The 22,653-nt window shown below is 61.5% G+C and carries 17 protein-coding genes and 1 pseudogene; 10 read left to right on the top strand and 8 right to left on the bottom strand.

Annotation, left to right across the window (positions count from 1 at the left end; all coding sequences use genetic code 11):
• Positions 1 to 91: 91 nt before the first annotated feature.
• Positions 92 to 2,203 carry a mechanosensitive ion channel family protein gene (locus PSH78_RS03305; protein ID WP_305498463.1) on the bottom strand — a complete coding sequence of 704 codons (2,112 nt, stop codon included), beginning with the start codon at positions 2,201 to 2,203 and terminating at the stop codon, positions 92 to 94.
• Between the two features lie 286 nt (positions 2,204 to 2,489).
• Here PSH78_RS03305 and PSH78_RS03300 point away from each other — a divergent pair, with 286 nt between their 5' ends.
• The 4 genes from PSH78_RS03300 to PSH78_RS03285 are packed head-to-tail and all read left to right on the top strand — an operon-like array spanning position 2,490 to position 6,508.
• On the top strand, positions 2,490 to 3,416 hold the full coding sequence (locus PSH78_RS03300) for a DUF72 domain-containing protein (protein ID WP_305498462.1): 927 nt from the start codon (positions 2,490 to 2,492) through the stop codon (positions 3,414 to 3,416).
• Positions 3,413 to 4,225, top strand: a complete 813-nt coding sequence (locus PSH78_RS03295; protein WP_305498461.1) for an endonuclease/exonuclease/phosphatase family protein — start codon at positions 3,413 to 3,415, stop codon at positions 4,223 to 4,225. The genes PSH78_RS03300 and PSH78_RS03295 overlap by 4 nt, the downstream gene beginning before the upstream one ends.
• Positions 4,222 to 5,520 carry a cardiolipin synthase ClsB gene (gene clsB, locus PSH78_RS03290; RefSeq protein WP_305498460.1) on the top strand — a complete coding sequence of 433 codons (1,299 nt, stop codon included), beginning with the start codon at positions 4,222 to 4,224 and terminating at the stop codon, positions 5,518 to 5,520. Before PSH78_RS03295 ends, clsB begins: the two co-directional genes overlap by 4 nt.
• Complete coding sequence (locus tag PSH78_RS03285) at positions 5,507 to 6,508, top strand: lysylphosphatidylglycerol synthase domain-containing protein (RefSeq protein WP_305498459.1); 1,002 nt, start codon at positions 5,507 to 5,509, stop codon at positions 6,506 to 6,508. The genes clsB and PSH78_RS03285 overlap by 14 nt, the downstream gene beginning before the upstream one ends.
• A 147-nt stretch (positions 6,509 to 6,655) precedes the next feature.
• Here PSH78_RS03285 and PSH78_RS03280 read toward each other — a convergent pair whose 3' ends face one another.
• From PSH78_RS03280 to PSH78_RS03270, 3 genes are all read right to left on the bottom strand, one after another.
• Positions 6,656 to 7,414, bottom strand: a complete 759-nt coding sequence (locus PSH78_RS03280) for a S9 family peptidase (RefSeq protein ID WP_305498458.1) — start codon at positions 7,412 to 7,414, stop codon at positions 6,656 to 6,658.
• Complete coding sequence (locus PSH78_RS03275) at positions 7,404 to 8,513, bottom strand: DUF3182 family protein (protein WP_305498457.1); 1,110 nt, start codon at positions 8,511 to 8,513, stop codon at positions 7,404 to 7,406. The genes PSH78_RS03280 and PSH78_RS03275 overlap by 11 nt, the downstream gene beginning before the upstream one ends.
• Positions 8,514 to 8,709: 196 nt before the next feature.
• Positions 8,710 to 9,705 carry a GlxA family transcriptional regulator gene (locus PSH78_RS03270; protein WP_305498456.1) on the bottom strand — a complete coding sequence of 332 codons (996 nt, stop codon included), beginning with the start codon at positions 9,703 to 9,705 and terminating at the stop codon, positions 8,710 to 8,712.
• Between the two features lie 139 nt (positions 9,706 to 9,844).
• Between PSH78_RS03270 and PSH78_RS03265 the strand changes: the two genes are divergently transcribed.
• From PSH78_RS03265 to PSH78_RS03245, 5 genes are all read left to right on the top strand, one after another.
• Positions 9,845 to 10,354: a sigma-70 family RNA polymerase sigma factor gene (locus PSH78_RS03265; protein WP_305498455.1), complete on the top strand. Its 510-nt coding sequence runs from the start codon at positions 9,845 to 9,847 to the stop codon at positions 10,352 to 10,354.
• Entirely contained in the window at positions 10,351 to 11,316 is a 966-nt protein-coding gene (locus tag PSH78_RS03260) for a FecR domain-containing protein (RefSeq protein ID WP_305498454.1), read from the top strand. Before PSH78_RS03265 ends, PSH78_RS03260 begins: the two co-directional genes overlap by 4 nt.
• A gap of 154 nt (positions 11,317 to 11,470) precedes the next feature.
• Positions 11,471 to 13,864 carry a TonB-dependent siderophore receptor gene (locus PSH78_RS03255; protein WP_305501170.1) on the top strand — a complete coding sequence of 798 codons (2,394 nt, stop codon included), beginning with the start codon at positions 11,471 to 11,473 and terminating at the stop codon, positions 13,862 to 13,864.
• A 131-nt stretch (positions 13,865 to 13,995) separates the two neighbouring features.
• Complete coding sequence (locus PSH78_RS03250; protein ID WP_305498453.1) at positions 13,996 to 14,553, top strand: cysteine hydrolase family protein; 558 nt, start codon at positions 13,996 to 13,998, stop codon at positions 14,551 to 14,553.
• Between the two features lie 214 nt (positions 14,554 to 14,767).
• Positions 14,768 to 15,262, top strand: a complete 495-nt coding sequence (locus PSH78_RS03245) for a hypothetical protein (RefSeq protein ID WP_305498451.1) — start codon at positions 14,768 to 14,770, stop codon at positions 15,260 to 15,262.
• Between the two features lie 119 nt (positions 15,263 to 15,381).
• Here the strand turns inward: PSH78_RS03245 and PSH78_RS03240 are convergent, their stop codons facing one another.
• Together PSH78_RS03240 and PSH78_RS03235 are read right to left on the bottom strand one after the other, a co-directional pair.
• Positions 15,382 to 15,897 (bottom strand): single-stranded DNA-binding protein, encoded by a 516-nt coding sequence (locus tag PSH78_RS03240; protein WP_024778338.1) that lies wholly within the window; start codon positions 15,895 to 15,897, stop codon positions 15,382 to 15,384.
• A gap of 9 nt (positions 15,898 to 15,906) precedes the next feature.
• Positions 15,907 to 17,304 (bottom strand): MFS transporter, encoded by a 1,398-nt coding sequence (locus tag PSH78_RS03235; protein WP_305498449.1) that lies wholly within the window; start codon positions 17,302 to 17,304, stop codon positions 15,907 to 15,909.
• Between the two features lie 168 nt (positions 17,305 to 17,472).
• On the opposite strand from PSH78_RS03235, the gene uvrA reads away from it, so the two are divergent.
• On the top strand, positions 17,473 to 20,307 hold the full coding sequence (uvrA, locus tag PSH78_RS03230) for an excinuclease ABC subunit UvrA (RefSeq protein ID WP_305498448.1): 2,835 nt from the start codon (positions 17,473 to 17,475) through the stop codon (positions 20,305 to 20,307).
• Positions 20,308 to 20,377: 70 nt separating this feature from the next.
• Here uvrA and bfr read toward each other — a convergent pair whose 3' ends face one another.
• Positions 20,378 to 20,842 carry a bacterioferritin gene (bfr, locus tag PSH78_RS03225; protein ID WP_024778335.1) on the bottom strand — a complete coding sequence of 155 codons (465 nt, stop codon included), beginning with the start codon at positions 20,840 to 20,842 and terminating at the stop codon, positions 20,378 to 20,380.
• A 158-nt stretch (positions 20,843 to 21,000) separates the two neighbouring features.
• Positions 21,001 to 22,451 (bottom strand): annotated as a pseudogene (locus PSH78_RS03220) (catalase).
• Positions 22,452 to 22,653 lie beyond the last annotated feature (202 nt).

Here is a 22,653-nt window from a genome sequence, read left to right as displayed (position 1 = left end):
CTGGGCTGTGCAACAGCCCCAAGCTCATTGATCGCCTGAAAAAGCGACGACTGCTGCGCAGCCGAGCGGGAGCAAGCTCCCTCGCCACGGGTTATTGCGCAGGCTGGTCGGACGGCTTCGATGGAGGCTGCGACGAGGGTTCTAAATGCTCCACTGGCGCATCCAACCGCTTCGGCATCACCACCTGCTGTGGATAAGTCTGCGCGAAATGCACCGACGGCTCGTTATCCACAAGCTTCTTGAGCCGCTGGTTGAACGCCCGGCTCACCGCATACTGCCCGCCTGACACAGTCCGGAACTGGGCAGTGAGCACCAGCCCGTTGAGGTCCATCTTGTCCACGCCGAACACATCCAGCGGCCCTTGCAGGTTGAACTTGAGGAACGGGTCTTCGGAAATCGAATCGCCGGCCTCGCGGATCAGTTCGATGGCACGGTCCACATCGGTGTCGTAGGTGAACTGCACCGAGAAAAACGCAAAGGCGAATTGTCGGGACTGGTTGGTCACGGCCTTGATCTGCCCGAACGGCACCGAATGCACGAACCCCTTGCCGTCGCGCAGGCGCAGGGTGCGGATGGTCAGGCCTTCGACGGTGCCGGCGTGGCCGGAGCTGAGCACCACCCAGTCACCGATGGACAGCGTGTCTTCGATGATGATGAACAGCCCGGTGATCACGTCCTGTACCAGTTGCTGCGAGCCGAAACCGATCGCCAACCCCACCACCCCGGCGCCGGCCAGCAACGGTGCGACGTTGATGCCCAGGTTGGCCATGGTGGTGATCGCGCAGATCACCACCAGGATGATCTTGGCGGCGTTGCGCAGCAGCGGCAGGATGGTCTTGATCCGCGTGCTGGGTTGGCGGGCGCCGCGCTTGTTGAGCGGCGGCTTGAGGGCTTCCTGGATCGCCGTGTCGAGCACCACCCAGGTCAGCCAGGTCATCAGGAAGATCAGGCCGATGCGGCTCAAGGAATCACTGATCGCCCGGCCCACGGCGTTGCGCGAAGCGAATTCGAACAGGGAGATCCCCCAGATCCGACCGAGGATTTCAATGAATGCCACCGCCATGACGATCCGCAACAACGCGTGCAACAGACTCAACAATCGTCCTTTGTAGGCGCTGTTACGCTGGATGGCTTCGGCCTTGGGCGACTTGAAGACATGCTGGAACACGGTGCTGAGGAACACCATCGCGATCAACAGAATGGTGGTGAACAGGGCGCAACGCAGGGCTTTCTGGTTGTCTTCGCCGACGCCGATCAGGCTCACCGCCGACACCAGCACCATCAACAGGATCGGCCAGTACCAGAGGCCGGAAAAAATCCGCAGGGACTCCTGCAACGCCGGCTGTTTCAAGCGCTGGGCCAACGGTCGGTTGCGGATCAGGTGGGCCACCGGCCGGCGCATATGGATCACCAGCCAGCCAAAGATCATCGACGCCGACAGCCCGGTGAACACCGCGACGCTGCTGGTGATATTGCCGCCCAGTTGCCGGGCGATCTGCGGGCTGGTCAGTGCATCGCTGAGGGCGGCCAGGAAGCCGATCAGGAACAACGGCCGCGGGGTGAAACGACGCAGCATCGCCACCGCCCGCCGTTTGTGCCCGGCGTTGAACATCACGATCACGCAGAGCAGCACCGACGTGGAAAAAATACCGCTGCTGGTGGCGTAGGCGAAACACAGCGCCAGGGCGCGACCGACCGAGACTTGCAAGAAGTGGCTGACGTAGAGGGTGAGCGGCAGGCAGGCCACGGCAGGCAAGGTGTAGGGCAGCACATAGCCGAGCACGTCCAGCACCCGCTGGCGGGTGCGTAGCCAGCGGCGCCGGCGCAAGCGGCGCACCAGCAATCGCGCGGCGGTCCATATCAGCGCAAATGTCCCCAGCCATACGCCCGAGAGCAGCAGGAAATCCCCCGCCACGCGCCACGAGGAACGGGACGTCTGGTCCACCAGGCGATCGACTTCGTCCACCGCCCGGTCCGCCCGCAGGCGCCAGGCGTCCACCAGGCTCTGGTTGAGGTCGAGCTTGTCCTGGACGTCATCGATGCTCGAACTGATCGCGCCCAGCAAACCGCCCTGCACCAGTGGCTCAGGTTCGGCCGGGGCCTCACTGGGGTTTGAGGCGCCAGGGACAGCAGCGGTCCCGTAGGCGCTGGTGCCGGTCAGCGTCAGCAGGACCAACAGCAATACGGTGCTCAATCGAGACAAAACGCGGGGCTCCTTTGCACGGGACAAGTAAGGAACTGATCAAGAATCAGCCGGCAAGTTCGCCAGAAAGGTCAATACACGCCCCTGTGGTGGAGGGAACCATCCCCGCTGGGTTGCGCAGCAGTGCCCCAAAAAACAGGGCCGCTGCGCGCCCCAGCGGGAGCAAGCTCCCTCGCCACGGGTCCACTTCTTCCCCGCCGCCGGGCATTCCACCGAAACTTTCCAGCCCGCGCGGCGGTCATCAAAAGACACAGGCGGTACGAGGTCATTGGCACGGGAGGGATACATGACGGCGATCCACATTGGTATTTCCGGTTGGCGCTACACGCCTTGGCGGGGGGACTTCTACCCCAAGGGGCTGGCTCAGAAGCGGGAACTGCAATTCGCCTCTCGCGCGGTCAACAGCATCGAAATCAATGGATCGTTCTACGCCCTGCAACGTCCCGAACGATATGCCCAGTGGTACGCCGAGACGCCGGACGACTTCGTCTTCAGCGTCAAGGCGCCAAGGTTCATCACCCATATCAAGCGCCTGCGGGACATCCACAAGCCGCTGGCGAACTTCTTCGCCTCCGGGGTGCTGGAGCTCAAGGAAAAACTCGGGGCCATCCTCTGGCAGTTTCCGCCGAGCTTCAAATTCGACCCTGAGCTGTTCGAAGACTTTCTAAAGCAATTGCCCCACGACACCGAAGCCGCCGCCGCGCTGGCGCGCGAGCACGAACCGCGCCTGGACGGCCACGCCAGCACAACGACCGACAAGAAGCGTGCGCTGCGCCATGCCGTCGAAATCCGTCATGAAAGCTTCATCGATCCCCTCTTCGTTGCCCTGCTCAAACGTTACGACGTCGCCCTGGTGGTGGCGGATACCGCTGGAAAATGGCCGTATCGCGAGGATGTCACCAGCGATTTCGTCTACCTGCGCCTGCACGGCGCCGAAGAGTTGTACGCCAGCGGCTATACCGACGAGGCGCTGAAGCGCTGGGGCGACCGGATCGAAGCCTGGAGCCACGGCACTCAGCCGAGTGACGCGCACCTGATCGATCCGAAAAAGAAACCCCGGGCGCGCAAGAGCCGGGAAGTGTTCTGTTATTTCGACAACGACATCAAAGTCCGCGCGCCGTATGACGCGCGCCACCTGCTGGAGCGCTTCGACCTGGACAAGCATCTCGCCACCGCTCCCGGTGTGCGCCCGGCCGAAGGGGTATTGCCATGACTACGCCAGAATCCAGCGAAGCCACCCGTGACCCGACCCAGCAATCGTTGCGGGATTTCGAACGGGTCAGCCGCTTCACCGTCCTGACGGTCAATACACACAAGGGGTTCACCGCCCTGAACCGGCGTTTCATCCTGCCGGAACTGCGCGAAGCCGTGCGCAGCGTTTCCGCCGATGTGGTGTTCCTGCAAGAAGTGCATGGCACCCACGAGCACCATCCCCAGCGCTACAGCAACTGGCCGAGCATCCCGCAATACGAATTTCTCGCCGACACCCTCTGGCCGCAGTTCGCCTACGGGCGCAACGCGGTGTACCCGGCGGGGGACCATGGCAATGCGTTGCTGTCGAAATTCCAGATCATTCGCCACGAGAACCTCGACGTCTCCATCAGCGGCCACGAGAGCCGCGGCATGCTCCACAGCGTGCTGCGCCTGCCGGGTGGCGAAGGCCAGGACGTGCATGCGATCTGTGTGCACCTGGGGTTGCGCGAAGGGCATCGCGTCGAGCAGCTGAAACTGCTTTGCCAGCGCCTGAGCGAGTTGCCGCCTGAAGCGCCAGTGATTGTCGCCGGTGACTTCAACGATTGGCGCGGCAAGGCCAATGACCTGCTCGCCCCCTGCGGCCTGCGGGAAGTGTTCGCCGAACAATGGGGCAAGCCGGCCCGCAGTTTTCCGGCACGCCTGCCGATCCTGCGCCTGGACCGCATCTACGTGCGCAACCTCAAGGCCCATCACGCCAAAGTATTGAATGTACGTCCCTGGTCGCACCTTTCCGACCACGCACCGCTGTCGGTGGAGATCGAATTATGAGCGCGACGATGAACAAGGCGACGGTGGAAAAGATCGAGGTCCCGCCGACCGAGAGCAACCCGGCGCTGAACGATATCGAATACGGCTGGCACGGCAACAACCGTGTCACGCTGCTGGAAAATGGCGAGGAATATTTCCCGCGGGTTTTCGAGGCGATTCGCCGTGCCCAGGAAGAAATTCTCCTGGAGACTTTCATTCTGTTCGAGGACAAGGTCGGCTTTGAACTGCGCGACCTGCTGGTGGATGCGGCCAAGCGTGGAGTGCGGATTACCGTCAACCTCGACGGTTTCGGTTGCGGCGAACTGACCACCGGGTTTCTCGCATCGTTGAGCGATGCCGGGGTGCGCCTGCAGATGTTCGACCCGGCCCCCAGGCACTTGGGCATCCGCACCAACTGGTTCCGCCGCCTGCACCGCAAGATCGTGGTGGTGGATGGTGTGATCGCGTTTATCGGCGGGATCAATTTCTCCGCCGACCACCTGGGCGATTTCGGTCCCGAGGCCAAGCAGGATTACTCCGTGGAGATCAAAGGCCCGGCGGTGGTGGACATCCACCATTTTGCGCTGCTCCAGACCGGCCGGCCAGCTCGGGCCAAATACTGGTGGCAACGCCGCCGCAGCCGTCGTACCGAATTGGCGTTCAATGATCATGACGGCCAGGTGCGCCTGGTCTATCGCGACAACCACGAGCACCAGACCGACATCGAGGAGGTCTACCTGCAAGTGCTGCGCAGCGCCCAGCGGCGGGTAGTGATCGCCAATGCCTATTTCTTCCCCGGCTACCGGTTGCTGCGCGAGATCCGCAACGCCGCCCGGCGTGGCGTGGAGGTGCGGCTGATCCTGCAGGGGCAACCGGACATGATGATCGCCAAGCTCGCCGCGCGGATGCTCTACAACTATTTGCTCAAGGCCGGCGTGACGATCTATGAATATTGCGAGCGGCCGCTGCACGGCAAGGTCGCCCTGGTGGATGAGGACTGGAGTACCGTCGGTTCGAGCAACCTCGACCCGTTGAGCCTGTCCCTGAACCTGGAAGCCAATGTGCTGATCCGCGACCGTGCATTCAACCGCGAGCTGTTCGAGCGCCTCGATCACTTGAGCCGCACCCATTGCACCATCATGCCCGAGAACCACGCCCCGCGCGGGCTGCTGTGGCGCATGACCATCGGTTTCATGGTGTTCCACTTTCTGCGTCACTTCCCGGCCTGGGCCGGGTGGCTGCCGGCCCATAAACCGCGTCTGAAACCTTTTTCACCGCCGACGGCGGTCCGGAGCGAACCCCATGAACCACTCTGAAGCGCATACCGCGCCGGGAGACGCCCATGCGCCGGAACAGGCCAAGCCGAAGTCGCGCTGGAGCCGCTGGAAACGCCCGCTGACGCTGGCTTTTTTCCTGCTGCTGATTGTGCTGTTCACCGCGTTGGCGCGGCGCATCGACTGGTCCGAAGTATTCGCCACCCTGGCGGATTTCAAGCTGCGCACGCTGCTGATCGCCGCCGCGCTGACGATCACCAGTTTCATTACCTACGCCTGCTTCGACTTGATCGGTCGCACGTACATCCGGCAGAAACTCGGCTGGCGGCAGATCCTGCCGGTGGGAGTGATCAGTTACGCCTTCAACCTGAATCTCAGTGCCTGGGTCGGCGGCATCGCGATGCGCTATCGGCTGTACTCGCGCCTCGGCGTCAGCACCGGCAACATCGCCAAGATCCTCGGCTTGAGCCTGGCCACCAACTGGTTCGGCTACATGACCCTGGCCGGCGTGGTGTTCAGCAGCGGCCTGGTGACCATGCCGCCGGGTTGGAAACTGAGCAGCAACGCGCTGCAAGGCGTCGGCGTGCTGCTGTTGCTGGCCAGTGCCGGTTACCTGGCGGCCTGCCGTTTCTCCAGGCGGCGGGCCTGGACGATTCGCGGTATGGAAATCAATCTGCCGTCCCTGCGCATGGCCATCCTGCAATTGGCGTTGGGCGCGCTGAACTGGTCGCTGATGGCGGGGGTGATCTTTACCTTGCTGCCGAGCAAACTGGACTATCCCGTGGTGCTGGGGGTGTTGTTGATCAGCAGCATCGCCGGGGTGATTACCCATATCCCCGCCGGGCTCGGCGTGCTGGAAGCGGTATTCGTCGCGCTGCTGCAGCATGAAGTGTCGCGAGGCAGCCTGATCGCGGGACTGATTGCCTACCGGGCGATCTACTTCATCCTGCCATTGCTGATTACGGTGGTGATGTATCTGGTGATCGAGGCGAAGGCCAAGGCGTTGCGGGTCAAGCCTGGGGTCAAGTGATGCGGTGCCTGGCCTGGCCCTTCGCGAGCAGGCTCGCTCCCACAAGGATTTGCAGAAAGTCAGAACCAGGGTTCACACATATTTCTTGTGGGAGCGAGCCTGCTCCGGGCGGCGTTCCGACGAAGAGGCCGCCTGGACAACTCATGTCTACCGCTCCTGGATGATGCTCAACCGCTCGCCTACCACCATCTCCGTGATCCAGCTCACCAGGATCGAGGTGTAGGCCTGTTGTGACACGGGGTCACTCAGGGAATGATCGGCGCCATCGATGATTCGATGAGTCAACGAGTGAGTCTGCTGGCAGGCGGCCCGGTAGCTCATGATCGTCGCGTGGGGCACATGGTCATCCGTTTCCGATTCCACCAGCAACACATCACCGGTGAATTGCGAGCAGGCGTGCAAGGCCCGGTTGGTGTCGGCGTGCACCAGGGTGCTGCGGTAATCGAGCAGGTCAGCCTTGTCCAGGTCGCGCTTGGGCGTGTGCCACTGCTCGTCGCGGTACAGCGCCGGCACCCGCAGGGCCAGCCAGCGCACCGGTCGCAATGAGGTAAGGATCGAGGCCAGGTAACCACCGTAGCTGGTGCCGACCACGGCGATCGCCGAGGTGTCCAGGGCCGGGTGGGCGAGCAGCCTGTCGTAGGCCGCCAGCAAGTCCCGCAGGTTGTCCTCGCGCGTGACCCGCGACAGTGGAATCCCGGCCCCACCGGTGTGGCCGCGCAAGTCGAAGGTCAGGCACACGCAGCCCAGGCCGGCGATGCCTTTGGCCCGCTCGAGATCTCGCTCCTGGCTACCGCCCCAACCGTGCACGAACAACACACCGGGAACCTTCGACTTGGGGCTGAGGAAGGTCCCGTTCATGTGTTCATCATCAATCGCAATCTGGATGGTTTCGCTTCTAGCCGTCATAGGATTGAACCGTTACGTATTTGAGTAGGAAATCACCATTTTCCGCAGCGCCGCGGTAAACCTCCGTGGCGCCGGGCGGCAGCGGTTGGTCGGTGTAGGTTTCGACTGAGGACACCCGAACCGCGCGGATCGACGGGTCCTCGACGAACACCTGCAAGGCAGCCAGTTCCGCGCTGCTGGCGCCGCCCATTCGCCAGGATTGCTCCAGCACGCCACCGCGAGGCTGGCCCCCGGTATCCGTCCCTTGGGCGATGTCGTAGTTGCGCCGCGAAGCAAAGAACGTGGGGAAAGCCTGGTTGGCGGCATCATCGAATACCTGCGCAAGCCGGACCGCTTCGCGCACATCGTCCGGCAGTTCCAGGCCGAGAAGCTCGATGTAGCCCCCTTGCGCCACCAGCAGGTCAGAGCCGCCGTAGACCTCTTCCCCTTCGTTGTCGCGGGTCAGGTGCTGCACGCCGCAGTAGCTCAAGACCTTGCCGTTGATGAAGCTTTGGCCGACGCTCTGGGTCTTGACCTCACTGAGATTCTGTTCCAGCACGATTCCCTCGCTGAACAATGCCTGGGCGTCCGGAGCCGCGACGATTTCATCGAATTGCCCGATGCTCCGGATGACTTGCTGGCCACGTCCAGCGCAAGCATGGATTGGCTTGAGGCGAATCGGCCCGGCGTAGAGCAAGTGCTCAGCGGCCTGGCGCGCATCCTTGAGCGAAAACACGCTGATGCCGTCGAGCACAACGCCCCGGGTCAGCTTGGCGAACAGCGGTGACCAGCCCTTCGGCGCGACCGCATCCTTGTTCAACAGACCATGGGCAATCGCCTTGGTGCAGATGAAATCGTGGTCGACGTAACCGCCCCAAAGATCGTCCGGTCCCTTGACGCCCAGGCGCAACGCAGCCTCGGGACCGATCAGGGTTTGCGTAGGCAACAGGTACAGATCCCGCCCGGCGTGGTGCCGGCTGTCATAGCTGCCGCCGAACTCCAGGCCAAGGATATTCGCCAGCCAGCGCGCCAGCGCCCGATTGGTCTCGACTTCATGCAGCGGTGCCTGGGGGTTGACCGAGTGGGCCACTACACATTTGTCACGATGGATCTGGGTCATGCTTTGTCCTTTCAACTGCGCTCAATAGCCGTAGCTATAAGGATTGCAGAGATCAGGCCAACGGCACGGCGGGGGACGAACGGTCAAGGAAACGGGGGGATAGGCGGAAGATGTGGCACCGGGCCTGTTTCATTCTGCACGACTGGAAGCGGATGTCCGGCAATTTGCACGAAGCCTGAAGCCACGGAGCGCTGTGTCAGCCTTTGGGAGCGCCCTGCGGATTCACCCCAAACCTCGCCCGGTAATCACTCGGCGCCAGCCCGGTGATTTTCTTGAACGTCGCTCGAAAGGCAGAAGGATCCTGATAACCGACGGTCCAGGCAATGTGGTCGATGGTCCCGTTGGTATATTCCAGCATTTCCCGGGCCTTGCCGACCCGCAGGTGCTGGCAGTATTCGGTGGGCTTGAGGCCGGTAGCCGCGCGAAACCTGCGCAGGAACGTGCGCTCCTCCAGCCCGGCCTGTTCGGCCATCGCGCCAAGGGAAACATCCACCGCGCCGCTGCGCTGCAACCAATGTTGCACTTTCAGAATCGCTCCATCGCCATGCCCGAGGATCGGCGCGAAATTACTGCCGCACTGGCTCGCGCTGTCGCTGTGCTCGATCACCAGAAACTGCGCGGTGCGTGTGGCGATGCCGGGGCCGAGCAAGCGGTCCACCAGCCGCAGCCCGAGCTCCGACCAGGCCATGAGCCCGGCGGTGGTGATCAGGTCGCCGTCGTCGACAATGGGTTTATCGGCGTTTAGCTTGATCTTCGGATAACGTGCCGCAAAGCTCTTGGCCGAGGTCCAGTGGGTCGTGGCACTACGCCCATCCAGCAAACCGCTTTCGGCCAGCAGGATCGAGCCGACGCAAACCCCGCCCAATACCGTGCCGCTAGCGTGTTGCGCCCGGAGCCAATCCATCAGCGTCTGTGTTGCGACAGTTTCATTGAAGCCGGCAATGGACGGTGGGATCAACAAGGCGACCAATGGCGCGTGCGGACCGGCATCACTGGCAAACACTCGCAACGGCATTGCTCCGCCCGCCGTTTGCCAGTGGCTCACGCGTAGCCGCGGCAGCTGCACACTGGCATGCTCCGCCGCAATGCCATCCGCCACGGCAAACAGATCGGTCAAACCATGCACCGCGGCCATTTGCGCGCCGGGGTAGATCAGCACGCCGAGTTCGACGAATGCCCTTTCCTGCGCCATGTCAGTTTTCCCAGTCTGTTTTTTCAACCCATCGTTGCAAATCCCGGCTGCGCACCAGAGTTCCATCGATCAGCTTTCAAAGCCCAAATGAAAGTGTAATGATAATACCTATCATTAACACCTTCCCGACGAGCCCGTCATGTCAGCAACTTCCAATGGCAACGCTCAACTGCATGAACTCTACCGCGATCATCACGGCTGGCTGCACGCCTGGTTGCGTCGCAAGCTGGGCAACCATGACCACGCGGCGGACATCGCGCAAGACACATTTCTGCGCCTGCTGGTTTCCGGACGTATTCCCGGGGTAGTGGAGGGCCGCAGTTACCTGACCCAGATCGCCCGCAACCTGGTGATCGATCAGTGGCGTCGACAGCGAATCGAACGGGCCTACCTGGAAAGTATCGCTCATTTGCCCGAACCCCAGACGCCTTGCCTGGAGACCCGAGCAATCATTCTCGAAACGCTTCAGAAAATCGACGCGATGCTCGACCGCATGCCCGGCAATGTGCGGACGGCCTTCCTGCTGTCGCAATTCGAAGGCCTGGGCTATGCGCAAATTGCCGAACGCCTGCAAGTCACCGTCAGCTCCGTACAAAAATACATGACCCGCGCCATCCTGGCCTGCTACCAGACGGTCTACGAAGAATGAATCGCCGCGCCGAGCTTCCGGTTTCCCCGGCCGTCGTCGAACAGGCGAGCGAGTGGCTGATGCTGCATTGGGGCGGCGAGATGACTGACGCTCAACAGCGGGCGTTTGTCCTGTGGCAGCGCGCCGATGCCGAACACGCCAGGGCCTGGCAGCGCTTGCAGGACTTGCAGCAGACCTTGGGTCGCGTCCCGCGCGACTGCGCTCAGGCCGTGCTCAAGGATGCGCCGCAGCGCTCGCGGCGAGACATGCTCAAGTTGCTTTCGCTGATACTGGTCACTGGCGCAACCGGTTATTCGCTGCACAGCCAGAAACCCTGGCGCGGCGCATTGGCCGATCAGCACACGGCGGTCGGCGAAATCCGTCGGCTGACGCTGGAGGACGGCACGCGCCTGGACCTGGATACCGACAGCGCCGTGGACGTGCTTTTTTCTGCCAGTCATCGACGCATTCGCCTGATCAAGGGGGCTATCCTGCTGGAGACCGGGCACAACCCCGAGTACCTCCAGCGGCCGTTGATCGTGCAGACCGGGGCAGGCGAGATACAGGCGCTGGGCACGCGCTTCTGCGTGGCCGAGGCCCAGCAAGGCATCCGGGTCGACCTTTACACGGGAATGCTGGAAGTACGGCCTATCGCCGCTGCGGCCCAAAGGCTGGTGGAAGGCCAGAGCCTCTGGTTCGACCAGGACCGACTCGGTGTCGTCACCGCCACTGACCCAAACGCCGGCGCCTGGAGCGAGGGCCACCTGATCGCCGAGCGCCAGCCGCTGGGTCAGTTTCTGTCGCAACTGAGCCGCTACCGGCCCGGCATCCTGCGCTGCGATCCGGCCGCCGCACCGTTGCTGATCACCGGTGTATTTCCTCTGGCCGACACCGACGCCATCCTGGCGGCGCTGGCCCGCTCGCTGCCCGTGCGTGTCCAGCAGGCAACACGTTATTGGGTCACGGTAAAGCGTCTCACGTGATTTTTTCGCCGGGCGTTGTCGGTTTTTCCTGTTGATACGGGATAGCTCTGAAACCCTTCAATTGCTATCGCCAGGGAGTATCGCAGTGCCCGTCCAAGCCCCTCTCCATTTCTTGCGCAACGGTTTGTTCCTCGGTGCCCTGGCTGCAACGCCAATGTTCTGCGCCACAGCCCAGGCTGAGCCCGCCAACATCGATGATGTTCGCCAGTACGATATCGCCGCGGGCCAGCTCGACCAGGCGTTGAACCAATTCGCCAGGACAGCCGGTGTGTTGCTGTCGGTGGACGCGCAACTGACCACCGGCAAGAGCACGCCGGGGCTCCACGGGCAGTTCAATATTCCTGGGGCGCTGCAGCGTCTGTTGGCAGGCTCGGGCTTGCAGGCCGTCAACAGCGGCAACGCCTGGTCTCTGCAACCCGCACCCGACAGCGCAACCTTGCAACTGGACGCCACACTGATCGGTGCCCGCAACGTTGGCGAAAACCCCTGGGGCCCCGTCGATGGCATCGTCGCCACGCGCAGCGCCACGGGCAGCAAGACCGACAGCGCCCTGGTGGAGGTGCCGCAAACCATCAACGTGGTCACGGCTGACGAGATCAAGGCCCGAGGCGCCCAGACCGTTACCCAAGCATTGCGCTACACACCAGGTATCACGGGCGGCGGCTTCTCCGACCGGGTGAAGATTTTCGACGAGCCGACATCCCGCGGCATAACCCCAGTGCCTTTGTATCTGGACGGCCTGCACTTGCCATACGGCGGAGGCAGCACCGGCGGCGCGCTGCAGATCGAACCGTACTCGCTGGAGCGCATTGAAGTGCTCAAAGGGCCGGCCTCGGTGCTGTACGGGCAGAACCAGCCTGGCGGCATCATCAATATGGTCAGCAAGCGGCCAACCCCCGAACCCGTCCATGAAGTGGTGTTGAAGGCGGGCAGCTACGACCAGATGGGTGTCGGCGTGGATATCGGCGGGCCCCTGGATGAACAAGGCACGCTGCTGTATCGCTTGACCGGGCTGGTCAACGACAGCAATTCGAGCATTGACTATGCCCAGCAGAAACGTCAGTTCCTCGCGCCGAGCCTGACCTGGCTACCCAACGAAGACACCAGCCTGACCCTGTTCGCCCAGTACCAACGCGACGACGCGGTTCCGGAAGCCCAAGGCTTGCCCGCCCTGGGGACGGTATTCAACAACCCCAACGGCAAGATTTCGCGGGACCTTTTCCTGGGCGAGCCCGGCGTGAATGACTACAAGCGCAACCAATATGCCCTGGGCTATGAGCTGAGCCATCGCCTGAACGATGTCTGGACGTTGAAGCAGAACGCTCGTTATGCCGTGGTGGACGACCATTACACCGCCCCGCTGCATGGCTATCGCTTCGTCAACAACCCCGTCACCGGCGCCGACGACAAACGCTACATGACCCGCTACGGCGTCGACTGGTCGCAGACCAACAAGGTCTTCGGCGTGGACAATATCGCCCAGGCCGAATTTGACAGCGGCCCCCTCAAACACACGCTGATCACCGGCCTGGACTACTACCGGTTCAACTCGAAGTTCAAAGGGCTGTACGACTACAACCCGCCGATCATCGATATCTTCAACCCGGTCCATGGCCAACCTCTCAACTTCGGCAACCTGTACCGATGGGACAACACCATCACCCAGACCGGCCTGTACATGCAGGACCAGATCAAGCTCGACCAATGGGTGCTGGTGCTAGGTGGCCGCTATGACTGGACCGAAGTGGACAACAAGGAACCGGTCAGCGGCGCCCACAGCAACGTCCGCGACAGTGCCTTCACCGGGCGCGCCGGCCTGGTATACCTGTTCGACAACGGCCTGGCTCCGCTCATCAGCTATGCCGAGTCATTCCAGCCGGTGAGCGGCCGTGATGTGTCCGGCAAACCGTTCGAGGCCACCACCGGCAAGCAGTATGAAATAGGCCTCAAGTTCCAGCCGCCGGGGCAGCAGAGCTTTGTACAGTTATCCGTTTATCAACTGGACCAGGAGAACATGCTGACCACCGACCTGGACAACCCGGGCTTCAACGGCCAGACCGGTGCCGTGCGCTCGACGGGTGTCGAACTGGAAGGCAAGGCCAGCCTGAACAAGTCTCTGGACATCATCGCTTCCGTATCGCGCAACGATATTGAATACACCAAGGACAACGATGGGCGTCAAGGCAACCACCTGGCCGGCAGCTCACCGCTGACTGCCTCCGCCTGGGTCAACTACACGTTCCTGGGCGATACCCCGCTGGCCGGATTCGGTGCCGGGCTTGGTGTCCGTTATGTGCGCAGCAGTCCCGGAACCGAGTACCCGGGCACCGCCACTGCGCCCTCCTTCGATGTTCCGTCCTTTACCGTTTACGACGCGCGCCTCTCCTACGACCTCGGTCAATCACCACTGGGCCTCAAGGACGTGAAGGTCGACATGAATGTGGAAAACCTCGATGACAAGAAATACGTTGCGAACTGCACCAGCAATTGGGACTGCTACTACGGCGACGGCCGGACCATGACGACCAGCCTGACGTACAACTGGTGAACCGAGCCTGACAATGCAGCGCCATCGCCGCATTGTCAGTTTTCCCCCGCTTATTGTCGTTGCGGCCAATCCTCGAAACCCGGACAAACGCCAATACTGGCGCCACATCCTGACTTAACGAGGAAGCCTCCATGTCCAAGCAAGCGCTCATCGTCGTAGATATCCAGAACGACTACTTCCCCCAGGGAAAATGGCCTTTGGCCGGTGCAGAGAGCGCCGCCGATAACGCCGCCAGGTTGATCGAGGCATTTCGCCAGGGCGGAAACCAGGTGGTGCACATCCGTCACGAATTCACCTCCGACGAAGCGCCATTTTTTACGCCCGGCTCTGAAGGTGCGCAGTTGCATCCCAAGGTACTCAACCGTGCCGATGAACCGGTCGTGCTCAAGCATTTCGTCAATTCGTTTCGCGAAACCGAACTGCAAGCGATCCTCGAACAGCACGGCATCGAACGGTTGGTCGTGGTCGGCAGCATGAGCCACATGTGCATCGACGGCGTTACCCGCGCTGCCGCTGACATGGGTTATGAGGTCACGGTGGTGCATGATGCCTGTGCCAGCCGCGACCTGGAATTCAACGGCCTCGTCGTCCCTGCGACCCATGTCCACGCTGCGTTCATGTCGGCGCTGGGGTTTGCCTATGCGAATGTGGTGAGTACCGAGCAATTCCTGAGCGGCAGCCAGGCGTAGGCGCAGGCATCGACAGCAAGCGGAAAATGACTAGGCGGGTGTGAGCGGTTACGACGAGAATGGCCAGATATTTTTCCGAAGAGCCAGCCGCATGAAACGCAGACGCCCGCCGCGCCTGGTCGAATCCCCCTTCCCGAGCGCTACCTCAGCGCCACGGCACCCGCCCACGTGGGATTGCTCAAGCGACGTATCCAGGCCGGGATTCCTCGGGACCATGATCTACGTCGCGGGAATCTTGCTGGCCTTGCCCGTTTACTGGCTGGCTGTGTTGACCATGACCCTGTTCAAGGTCGAGGGCCTGTCGCCGATTCACCAGCAGATCATCATGGAACCGCTGATTATCGCGCTCATGTTCATCAGTGCGTTCGCGGCCGTCTGTACGATCAACTGGCTCGTCTCCGGGCCCAAGGTGCTGGGCTTCTGCTTTGACGAACGCCAGCAATGCCTCACCCTCACCCAACGCCGTCCTGCCCGGGAAACCACCGAAGAATGCGTGCCCTACAGCGACATCCATTACATCAAGCCCTACACCCTGAGCACTTTCGCTAACGTGAACCACTTTGATGTCGGCTACACCGGGGCCGATGGCAAGCCGATTTCGCTTCGGTTCGGGGTGGACATAACGGTAGAGGAAATGGCGTTTCATGCAACGTGGCTGAGCCAGTCGATTGGCGAGAGGATGCTGGAGTTGCTGGATCTGGATTTATGATCCTGATTGCGTTGGCTCTTCAAGCCACAACTGGCCGCTGCCAGAAAAACAAAAGCCCCAAAAGCAAAGTGCGCTTGGGGCTTTTTTGAAATTACCGGCTGAACAGGCTCAACCAGTAATCAGAACGGAATATCGTCATCAAAGCTGTCGAAATCCGGAGCCGGTTGCGGTGCGGCCTGTTGCGGAGCCGGGCGCTCGCGCTGTGGCTGTGGCGCCGATTGCGGACGAGGCGCTTGCTGGCGTGGAGCCGACTGCTGGTAGTTGTTGCCACCCTGCTGCTGGTCGCCTTGCGGACGGCCACCGAGCAATTGCATGGTGCCTTGCATGTCGACCACGATTTCGGTGGTGTAACGCTTGATGCCGTCTTTTTCCCACTCGCGGGTCTGCAGCTTGCCTTCGATGTAGACCTGCGAACCCTTGCGCAGGTATTCGCCGGCAATCTCAGCCACTTTGCCGAACATCGACACGCGGTGCCATTCGGTCTTCTCGACCTTCTGGCCGGTCTGCTTGTCGGTCCATTGTTCGCTGGTCGCCAGGCTCAGGTTGGTCACGGCGTTGCCGTTAGGCAGGTAGCGAACTTCTGGATCCTGGCCGCAAGTACCGACCAATATGACTTTGTTAACCCCACGGGCCATAACGTTCTCCTAGGCTTCGCACGCTGCCGGGGCCGGGTTGTTCACCAGGCGCTCAAGCGTCGCACGATCCAATAATTCGGTGTCCAGTTTGATATATACGGCCGCCTCGTCGGCGACCACCACTGCATCGGTTACTCCAACGACGGCCCTGAGGCGCTCGGCCAGGCCTGCTTCGCGGATGGCTTCGGGCGACAACGGCAAGCGCAGGCTCGTCACATACGGAGGTTCGCGCATGGTAACAGCAAAAACCAGCCAAAGTGCAGCCAGCGCGGCACATCCCAGGAACACAACCGACAAACCGCCATGCTGGAACAGCCAGCCGCCGAGGATCCCGCCCAATGCCGAACCGAGGAACTGGCTGGTGGAATAAACCCCCATCGCCGTGCCCTTGCCGCCCGCCGGTGACACCTTGCTGATCAGCGACGGCAGCGATGCTTCCAGCAGGTTGAACGCGGTGAAGAACACCACCGTGCCAATCACCAGGGCGCGCAGGCTGTCGCCGAACTGCCAGAAGAATAGCTCAGTGAGCATGAGCGTCACGACGGCGCCGAGCAAAACTCGTTTCATTTTGCGTCGCTTCTCGCCATAGATAATGAACGGAATCATGGCGAAGAACGAAATGACCAGTGCCGTCAGATAGACCCACCAGTGCTGCTCCTTGGGCAGGCCGGCCTTTTCCACCAGCGCCAGCGGCAAGGCCACGAAGCTGGACATCAACATGGCATGCAGCACGAAGATGCCCAGGTCCAGGCGCAGCAGGTCAGGATGCTTGAGCGTCGGCACCAGCGCCTGGCGGGCCACCCCGGACTCGCGGTGCTGCAACGGCCCGGTGGAGCGCGGCACGATCAACGCGACGATGAGGATGCCCACCAGCGCCATGGCACCGGTCGCCAGGAACAGCCCCGACAACCCAAAGGCACGGGTCAACAACGGTCCTACAACCATGGCAACGGCGAACGACAGACCAATCGTCATGCCGATCATCGCCATGGCTTTCGTGCGATGTTGCTCGCGGGTCAGGTCCGACAGCAACGCCATGACGGCAGCGGAAATGGCACCCGCTCCTTGTAGGATCCGTCCGGCGATCACGCCCCAGATCGAATCGGCATTCGCCGCCAGCACACTGCCGAGGGCGAACACGATGAGCCCCAGGTAAATCACCGGGCGCCGGCCGATCCGGTCGGAAATGATCCCGAAAGGAATCTGGAAAATCGCCTGGGTCAGGCCGTAGGCGCCGATGGCCAACCCGATGAGGGCCGGGGTCGCGCCCGCCAGGTCCATGCCATAGGTCGCCAGTACCGGCAACACCATGAACATGCCCAGCATGCGGAAGGCGAACACCAGGGCCAGACCGCCTGCCGCGCGGGTCTCGCCGCTACTCATGCGTTCGCTGTGGGGATCTTGCATGGAAAAACCTCGTGTGAACCGGCGGGGATTCTACCAGTCCCATCGATTGAGGGGGTATATGGCGACCGTTTGCCGCGCAGTCTTCATGTATGACTTGCAATAGTGTGCATCCATCCAGTATTTGCCCGTATACTCCTACGTTTTCGACGCCCGCCGAGCGAGGCCACTTTGGACAAGATCCTGATTCGTGGGGCCCGTACCCACAACCTGAAGAACATCGACCTGACCCTGCCAAGGGACAAGCTGATCGTCATCACCGGCCTGTCCGGATCCGGCAAATCATCCCTGGCCTTCGATACCTTGTACGCCGAAGGCCAGCGCCGCTATGTCGAATCGCTGTCGGCCTACGCCCGGCAGTTCCTGTCGATGATGGAAAAACCCGACGTCGATACCATCGAAGGCCTGTCGCCAGCGATCTCCATCGAACAGAAGTCGACGTCCCATAACCCGCGGTCGACAGTCGGCACCATTACCGAGATCTACGACTACCTGCGCTTGCTGTATGCGCGAGTCGGTATCCCGCGCTGCCCCGATCACGACACCCCGTTGGAAGCCCAGACCGTCAGCCAGATGGTCGACCTGGTGCTCGCCCAGCCGGAAGGCAGCAAACTGATGCTGCTCGCACCGGTGATTCGCGAGCGCAAGGGCGAACACCTGATGGTCTTCGAAGAATTGCGCGCCCAGGGCTTCGTACGCGCCCGGGTCAACGGCAAGCTGTGCGAGCTCGACGAACTGCCGAAGCTGGATAAACAGAAAAAACACTCGATCGATGTGGTGGTAGACCGCTTCAAGGTCCGCGCCGACCTGCAACAGCGCCTGGCCGAGTCCTTCGAGACCGCGCTGAAGCTGGCCGACGGCATCGCCCTGGTGGCGCCGATGGACGACGAACCCGGTGAAGAGATCATCTTCTCGGCACGCTTCGCCTGCCCGATCTGCGGCCACGCCATCAGCGAGCTGGAACCCAAGCTGTTTTCCTTCAACAACCCGGCCGGCGCCTGCCCGACCTGCGACGGCCTGGGGGTCAAGCAGTTCTTCGACACCAAGCGCCTGGTCAACGGCGAGCTGACCCTGGCCGAAGGCGCGATTCGTGGCTGGGACAGGCGCAACGTCTATTACTTCCAGATGCTCGGGTCGCTGGCGGCCCATTACAAGTTCAGCCTGGATAAACCATTCAACGAATTGCCCGCGGACCAGCAGAAATTCATCCTGCACGGCAGCGGCACGCAGAGCGTCGATTTCAAATACCTGAACGACCGTGGCGATATCGTCAAGCGCTCCCACCCGTTCGAAGGCATCGTGCCCAACCTGGAACGGCGCTACCGCGAGACCGAATCAGCCAGCGTGCGCGAAGAACTCGCCAAGTTCCTCAGCACCCAGCCCTGCCCGGACTGTCGCGGCACCCGTTTGCGCCGGGAGGCGCGGCACGTGTGGGTGGGTGAGAAAACCCTGCCGGCGGTGACCAGCCTGCCGATCGGCGATGCCACTGACTATTTCGGTGGCCTGAAGCTCACCGGCCGTCGTGGCGAAATCGCCGACAAGATCCTCAAGGATATCCGCGAGCGCTTGCAGTTCCTGGTGAACGTCGGCCTGGACTACCTGACTCTCGACCGCAGTGCGGATACCCTGTCCGGCGGTGAGGCCCAGCGTATTCGCCTGGCCAGCCAGATCGGTGCCGGGCTCGTGGGCGTCATGTACATCCTCGACGAACCGTCCATTGGCTTGCACCAGCGGGACAACGACCGGTTGCTCGGAACGCTGAAACACCTGCGCGATATCGGCAATACGGTGATCGTGGTCGAACACGATGAAGACGCGATTCGCCTCGCCGACTACGTCGTGGATATCGGCCCCGGCGCGGGCGTGCACGGCGGACACATCGTCGCCCAGGGCACCGCCGCCGAAGTCATGGCGCACCCCGACTCGCTGACCGGCAAATACTTGTCGGGCCGGGTGAAGATCAAGGTGCCGGCCAAGCGTACCCCACGCAATAAAAAGCTGTCGTTGACCCTCAAGGGCGCACGCGGCAACAACCTGCGCAACGTCGACCTGGAAATCCCGATCGGCCTGCTGACCTGTGTTACCGGTGTTTCCGGCTCCGGCAAGTCGACGCTGATCAACAACACGCTGTTTCCCCTCAGTGCCACCGCGCTGAACGGTGCCACCACCCTGGAAGCCGCCGCGCACGACAGCATCAAGGGCCTGGAGCATCTGGATAAAGTTGTCGACATCGACCAGAGCCCGATCGGCCGGACGCCGCGCTCCAACCCGGCGACCTACACCGGGTTGTTCACGCCGATCCGCGAACTGTTCGCCGGCGTACCGGAATCACGCTCGCGGGGCTACGGCCCGGGCCGCTTCTCGTTCAACGTCAAGGGCGGGCGCTGCGAAGCCTGCCAGGGCGATGGCCTGATCAAGGTGGAGATGCATTTCCTGCCCGACATCTATGTGCCGTGCGACGTGTGCAAGAGCAAGCGCTATAACCGTGAAACGCTGGAGATCAAGTACAAGGGCAAGAACATCCACGAAACCCTCGAAATGACGATCGAGGAGGCCCGAGCGTTCTTCGACGCAGTACCGGCACTGGCGCGCAAGCTCCAGACACTGATGGATGTGGGGCTTTCGTACATCAAGCTCGGGCAGTCGGCGACGACCTTGTCCGGCGGCGAGGCGCAGCGGGTCAAGCTGTCCCGTGAACTGTCCAAGCGCGATACCGGCAAGACCCTGTATATCCTCGACGAGCCGACCACAGGCCTGCACTTCGCCGATATCCAGCAATTGCTCGATGTATTGCATCGCCTTCGCGACCACGGCAACACCGTAGTGGTCATCGAGCACAACCTGGATGTGATCAAGACGGCTGACTGGCTGGTAGACCTCGGGCCGGAAGGCGGCTCCAAGGGCGGCCAGATCATTGCCGTCGGTACGCCGGAGCAAGTGGCGGAGATGAAGCAGTCTCACACCGGCTATTACCTCAAGCCGTTGCTGGAGCGTGACCGGGACTGAAGCACCGGGCATGAAAAAGCCCCTGTCCATCTCATCGATGGCAGGGGCTTTTTATCGCTCAATAACTACATTAGAACTGCGATTGCAGGTAATTCTCCAGCCCGATCAACTTGATCAGACCCAGCTGCTTTTCAAGCCAGTAAGTGTGGTCTTCTTCAGTATCGTTGAGCTGCACCCGCAGGATTTCGCGAGTGACGTAGTCGTTGTGCTGTTCGCACAGCTCGATGCCTTTGCACAGCGCCGCGCGGACTTTGTATTCCAGGCGCAGGTCCGCAGCGAGCATGTCAGGCACGGTGGTACCGATGTCCAGGTCGTCCGGGCGCATGCGTGGCGTGCCTTCGAGCATCAGGATCCGGCGCATCAGTGCGTCAGCGTGCTGCGCTTCTTCTTCCATCTCGTGGTTGATACGTTCGTAGAGCTCGGTAAAACCCCAATCCTCGTACATCCGCGAGTGGATGAAATATTGATCACGGGCTGCCAGTTCGCCTGTCAGCAACGTGTTGAGGTAATCGATTACGTCTGGGTGACCTTGCATCGCCCTACATCTCCACAAGCTTTGAAAGGCCCTAGTTTGAACCAAGCTGACTGCAAGGTCACTCGCCTATCGCAATAAAAGTGAAGAAAATCCGAGAAAAGCAGGGTAAATAACGCAAAAACCGCCCAAATGAGGGCGGTTCTGCTTCTCGTTTAGACTTAGTTAAGCTGTACGCCCAGCGCTTTTGCGATCCCTTCTCCATAAGCAGCGTCTGCCCTGAAGAAATGCTGCAACTGGCGATCAACAACATCCGCCGAGACCCCCGCCATCGCGCCGGCGATATTGCTGATCAACAGCGCTCTCTGCTCATCGCTCATCAAGCGGAACAGCGCACCGGCATGGCTGTAGTAATCGGTATCTTCGCGATGATCATACCGATCCGCCGCGCCGCTGAGAGGGGCAGTGCCGGCTCCGCATAACGCGGCGCCTGCTTCGGCGCCTCCACGAAGCTGTTTGGCTCATAGTTCGGAGCCGCGCCGCCATTGCTGCCGAACGCCATGGCGCCGTCGCGCTGGTAGGTATTGACCGGGCTGCGCGGCGCGTTCACCGGCAACTGCTGATGGTTGGTGCCTACGCGGTAGCGGTGTGCATCGGCATAGGCAAACACACGCCCCTGCAGCATGCGATCAGGCGAGAGACCCACACCCGGCACCATGTTGCTAGGCCCGAATGCCGCTTGCTCGACTTCGGCGAAGTAGTTCAGCGGGTTGCGGTTGAGCTCCAGCTCGCCGACTTCGATCAGCGGAAACTCTTTCTGCGACCAGGTCTTGGTCACATCGAACGGGTTTTCGTAATGGGCCGCGGCCTGTGCCTCGGTCATGATCTGGATGCAGACACTCCATTTCGGGAAATCACCGCGCTCGATCGCGTTGAACAGGTCGCGCTGGGCATAATCCGGATCGGTGCCCGCCAGGCGTGCAGCTTCGGCCGGCGCGAGGTTCTTGATGCCTTGCTTGGTCTTGTAGTGCCATTTAACCCAGTGACGCTCACCCTGGGCATTGATCAGGCTGTAGGTGTGGCTGCCGAATCCGTGCATGTGACGGTAGCCGTCAGGAATACCGCGATCAGAGAACAGAATGGTGACCTGATGCAACGCTTCGGGCGAGTGCGACCAGAAGTCCCACATCATCTGGGCACTTTTGAGGTTGCTTTGTGGCAGGCGCTTCTGGGTGTGAATGAAGTCTGGAAACTTCAGTGGGTCGCGGATGAAAAACACCGGTGTGTTGTTGCCGACGATGTCCCAGTTGCCTTCTTCGGTGTAGAACTTCAAGGCGAAACCGCGCGGATCGCGCTCGGTATCGGCGGAGCCCCGTTCGCCACCCACGGTAGAGAAGCGCAGGAAAGTCGGCGTCTGCTTGCCGACCGACTCGAACAACTTGGCGCTGGTGTATTGAGTGATGTCGCGAGTTACGGTGAAGGTGCCGTAAGCGCCCGAACCCTTGGCGTGTACGCGACGCTCGGGGATGTTTTCGCGGTTGAAATGAGCAAGCTTCTCGATCAGGTGAAAATCGTCGAGCAGCAGCGGACCACGTGGGCCGGCGGAGCGAGAGTTCTGGTTATCGGCGACAGGAGCGCCACTGGCGGTCGTAAGCGTTTTGGTATGGCTCATGCTCAAATCTTCCTAGGTCGGTCTTCGGACTGCCGGCTAATCGGCTGGGAGGAGTATTGATCATGTTAGTGACAGTATCCAAATTCATTAAATCATGGGCTTCGATAGTCATTATCTAATAAGGAAGATTACCAATAGCCAAGCCAGACGAAACGGCCAGGACACTTTTCCATCACGCACAAAAAACCGGGCGCTAGGCCCG

Source organism: Pseudomonas sp. FP198 (assembly GCF_030687895.1).
Lineage (GTDB): Bacteria > Pseudomonadota > Gammaproteobacteria > Pseudomonadales > Pseudomonadaceae > Aquipseudomonas.
This window is presented reverse-complemented; position numbering and strand designations above follow the sequence as displayed.

Coding starts and splice junctions, on each gene's coding strand:
- PSH78_RS03245 (WP_305498451.1), top strand. CDS start 14,768: ATGATCTACGTCGCGGGAATCTTGCTGGCCTTGCCCGTTTACTGGCTG.
- clsB (WP_305498460.1), top strand. CDS start 4,222: ATGAGCGCGACGATGAACAAGGCGACGGTGGAAAAGATCGAGGTCCCG.
- PSH78_RS03285 (WP_305498459.1), top strand. CDS start 5,507: ATGAACCACTCTGAAGCGCATACCGCGCCGGGAGACGCCCATGCGCCG.
- PSH78_RS03300 (WP_305498462.1), top strand. CDS start 2,490: ATGACGGCGATCCACATTGGTATTTCCGGTTGGCGCTACACGCCTTGG.
- PSH78_RS03250 (WP_305498453.1), top strand. CDS start 13,996: ATGTCCAAGCAAGCGCTCATCGTCGTAGATATCCAGAACGACTACTTC.
- PSH78_RS03240 (WP_024778338.1), bottom strand. CDS start 15,897: ATGGCCCGTGGGGTTAACAAAGTCATATTGGTCGGTACTTGCGGCCAG.
- PSH78_RS03255 (WP_305501170.1), top strand. CDS start 11,471: ATGTTCTGCGCCACAGCCCAGGCTGAGCCCGCCAACATCGATGATGTT.
- PSH78_RS03235 (WP_305498449.1), bottom strand. CDS start 17,304: ATGCAAGATCCCCACAGCGAACGCATGAGTAGCGGCGAGACCCGCGCG.
- PSH78_RS03295 (WP_305498461.1), top strand. CDS start 3,413: ATGACTACGCCAGAATCCAGCGAAGCCACCCGTGACCCGACCCAGCAA.
- PSH78_RS03260 (WP_305498454.1), top strand. CDS start 10,351: ATGAATCGCCGCGCCGAGCTTCCGGTTTCCCCGGCCGTCGTCGAACAG.
- PSH78_RS03275 (WP_305498457.1), bottom strand. CDS start 8,513: ATGACCCAGATCCATCGTGACAAATGTGTAGTGGCCCACTCGGTCAAC.
- PSH78_RS03270 (WP_305498456.1), bottom strand. CDS start 9,705: ATGGCGCAGGAAAGGGCATTCGTCGAACTCGGCGTGCTGATCTACCCC.
- bfr (WP_024778335.1), bottom strand. CDS start 20,842: ATGCAAGGTCACCCAGACGTAATCGATTACCTCAACACGTTGCTGACA.
- PSH78_RS03265 (WP_305498455.1), top strand. CDS start 9,845: ATGTCAGCAACTTCCAATGGCAACGCTCAACTGCATGAACTCTACCGC.
- PSH78_RS03280 (WP_305498458.1), bottom strand. CDS start 7,414: ATGACGGCTAGAAGCGAAACCATCCAGATTGCGATTGATGATGAACAC.